The organism is Nostoc sp. UCD121, assembly GCF_014222285.1.
In the GTDB taxonomy this organism is placed as follows: domain Bacteria; phylum Cyanobacteriota; class Cyanobacteriia; order Cyanobacteriales; family Nostocaceae; genus Nostoc.
The window spans coordinates 1-2,848 of record NZ_JACKZS010000403.1 but is presented as its reverse complement, the minus strand read 5'-3'; the positions used below and the strand labels follow the sequence as shown (position 1 = coordinate 2,848).

Annotated in this window: 5 protein-coding genes; 4 read left to right on the top strand and 1 reads right to left on the bottom strand. The window is 45.9% G+C overall.

What is annotated here, in order from left to right:
• Both GNF10_RS36225 and GNF10_RS36220 read left to right on the top strand, forming a co-directional pair.
• Positions 1–477, top strand: a 477-nt coding sequence (locus tag GNF10_RS36225) for a Tn3 family transposase (RefSeq protein ID WP_185607459.1), incomplete at its 5' end; no start/stop codon positions are given.
• Positions 478–800: 323 nt separating this feature from the next.
• On the top strand, positions 801–1,358 hold the full coding sequence (locus tag GNF10_RS36220) for a DsbA family protein (RefSeq protein WP_185582147.1): 558 nt from the start codon (positions 801–803) through the stop codon (positions 1,356–1,358).
• Positions 1,359–1,439: 81 nt separating this feature from the next.
• On the opposite strand, the gene GNF10_RS36215 is transcribed toward GNF10_RS36220, so the two are convergent.
• A complete protein-coding gene (locus GNF10_RS36215) occupies positions 1,440–1,577 on the bottom strand; it encodes a hypothetical protein (RefSeq protein WP_185607458.1) in 138 nt (45 codons plus the stop codon).
• Here GNF10_RS36215 and GNF10_RS36210 point away from each other — a divergent pair.
• Together GNF10_RS36210 and GNF10_RS36205 are read left to right on the top strand one after the other, a co-directional pair.
• Positions 1,576–1,989 (top strand): nuclear transport factor 2 family protein, encoded by a 414-nt coding sequence (locus GNF10_RS36210; protein WP_185582146.1) that lies wholly within the window; start codon positions 1,576–1,578, stop codon positions 1,987–1,989. The genes GNF10_RS36215 and GNF10_RS36210 overlap by 2 nt on opposite strands.
• A gap of 34 nt (positions 1,990–2,023) precedes the next feature.
• The gene (locus GNF10_RS36205) at positions 2,024–2,758 is read left to right on the top strand and encodes an SDR family oxidoreductase (RefSeq protein ID WP_185582145.1); all 735 of its coding nucleotides are present in this window, start codon (positions 2,024–2,026) and stop codon (positions 2,756–2,758) included.
• The last annotated feature ends 90 nt before the right edge of the window (positions 2,759–2,848 follow it).

Here is a 2,848-nt window from a genome sequence, read left to right as displayed (position 1 = left end):
ATGTTGAGGAAATTAGCTTCTTATCCTCGGCAGAATCGTTTAGCTTTAGCTTTGCGGGAGTTAGGGAGAATTGAGCGAACTTTATTTACCCTCTCTTGGTTGCAGAGTCCAGAACTGCGGCGACGGGCGACGGCTGGTCTAAACAAGGGTGAGGCCAAACATACTCTGAAAAGGGCGGTGTTTTTTAATCGGTTGGGTGAGATTCGCGATCGCTCTTATGAAGACCAGTTTTATCGGGCCAGTGGGTTGAATTTGGTGATTGCTGCGATCGTTCTTTGGAATACGGTGTACTTAGAAAAAGCCGTTGATTATTTGCAGAAACAGGGGATGGATATTCCTGAAGAATACTTACAACATTTGTCGCCCTTGGGGTGGGAGCATATCAATCTTACTGGCGATTATGTTTGGAATTTGAAACAAGCGACCAGTTTTGACAAGTTGCGTCCTTTGCGGGTGAAGGAAAATAAGTATCGCTGAAACGCTTATTTGATAGGGATCTTAGCCTTAGCGTACAATTTTCCCGTTTTGGCACGGTGATGCCTAATTGTTGCCGTTAAACGCGGCATTGTTAATTTATAAGATGTACTTTCGATAGAATTGGGATTCTCACTTGAGTTAGAACCAGCCTTCTACTCCACGATGGCATGGTTGCTCTATCAATTTATACTGTAAAAATTTTAACTTGCTATAGACGACAGCTTGAAGGCGATCGCCTATATTGAATTTATGTAAACAGTTACGCAATCAATGGATTGAGTCAGTAAATTGCAAGGTTCCATGCTTGATGCAAATGTATAAAAATGAACGATGATCGTAGCCACAGTTCCTTACTTGTAACCCCTTCAACCCAGGATTGGATGCGAGGTGTGCTGAGTGCTAAGGTCGTGCTGGTGATGTATGGAGACTATCAATGCTCTAAAAGTGCGGATGTTTACAAGCTGATTAAATTGCTCAAAGGAGAACTTAGTGCTTCTTTTGGAGAGGATGATTTATGCTTTATCTTCCGTCATTTTCCGCAAGCACAGATTCATCCCCAAGCTCAACGGGCAGCCCAAGCAGCCGTTGCTGCCGCTGCTCAGGGACAGTTTTGGTCAATGCACGACACTTTGTTTGCCCATCAACAGAAGTTAGAAAATGGTTATCTTGTAGAGTACGCCAATGATTTAGGGCTTGATATCCCTCAATTTCTCAAAGAGTTGTCTAAACAAGTGCATATTGATCGCATCAATGAGGATATCGAAAGTGGATTGCAGAGTGGAATAACGGCGGCTCCAGCCCTATTTATCAATAACATCCAATATATCGGACGCTGGAGAATGACAGAGTTGATGGCAACCATTGTTGCTGCAAGTCACTAAGCTCTATTCATATCTGACTTGTTTGTTAGTGCTAGTAAGCTATCGAAATTAGATAGCTTTTGCCTGCTTTTTTAAACAAGATTACCTCCGAACCCGTTTCCCAGAGCCACCACAAGGGTCGTTGGTGATCTCGTCAGTACAATAAAGTTTTTTGGTTGCCAAAGGCAGCGCAAAGGCTTGGACGAGTAATACCTCTAAGCACAATGAAGATAACAACATGAACACAAAAACTACTCCTATTCAAAACGCTTCCTCAGTTTTGCTCAAGATGGAAGCGGCAATCAATGCTCATGACATTGATGCATTCGTGAACTGCTTTGCTCTTGACTTCGTGGGTGAACATCCCGTTCATCCAGAACGAAACCTCATCGGTGCAGCACAGGTGCGAAAGAACTGGACTGCTCTCTTCTCTCAAGTTCCTGACATCCAGGCAAAATTAATCACCCATACGATCGCGGATGAGTTGGGTTGGTCGGAGTGGCACTGGCAAGGCAACCATACCAACGGCACAAAACTCGATATGCGAGGCGTTGTTGTTGTGGGACTGAGAGAAAACACGATCGCGTGGGCGCGGTTGTATATGGAGCAGCTTGCCCAAGTCGTACAGGCAGACATCCTAAAAGCAGTCTAACTGCTAATCAAATCACCTACAAAGAGCAATCACCATGTCAACTGTTGAGAACAAAGTTATTGCGATTACTGGAGCTAGTAGCGGTATTGGTGAAGCAACTGCTAGATTCCTGGCTCATCAGGGTTTACGGGTTATGTTAGGGGCGCGGCGCACCGATCGACTGGAAGCAATTGCTGCCGAAATCCGTTCTAAAGGTGGCGAAGCAGAATACCGTACCCTTGATGTCACCAACCTCGAAGACATGCAAGCCTTTGTCGAGTTTACCCAAGATAAATTTGGTCGCCTTGATGTCGTTGTGAACAATGCAGGCTTGATGCCGCTCTCCAGGCTAGAAGTGTTGAAGATCGATGAATGGAACCGCATGATTGATGTGAACATTCGCGGTGTGCTTCACGGGATTGCTGCTGCGCTACCTCTCTTTAAGCAGCAACGATCAGGGCAGTTTGTCAATTTATCCTCGATCGGCGGGCACAACGTCTATCCAACCGCAGCCGTATACTGCGCCACTAAGTTTGCAGTTTGGGCGATTTCCGAGGGACTGCGGCAAGAATCGACAGACATCCGAGTTACGGTGATTTCGCCTGGAGTGACGAAAACTGAACTTGCCAGCACGATCACGGATGCTGAAGCAGCGGAATGGGTGGAGGAATTTCGTGAGGCAGTGATTCCAGCAGATGCGATCGCGCGTGCGATTGCCTTTGCGATCGAGCAACCCGCAGAGGTGGATGTGAATGAAATCATTGTTCGACCGATTGGACAAATGAGCTAAATCTCGGAATTTGACTCCCGGTTCGCCCATTTTTTCGGGAGTTAGAAGAAATGCTACTCAGGAGTAAAAGATTGACCACCAAGTTGAGTG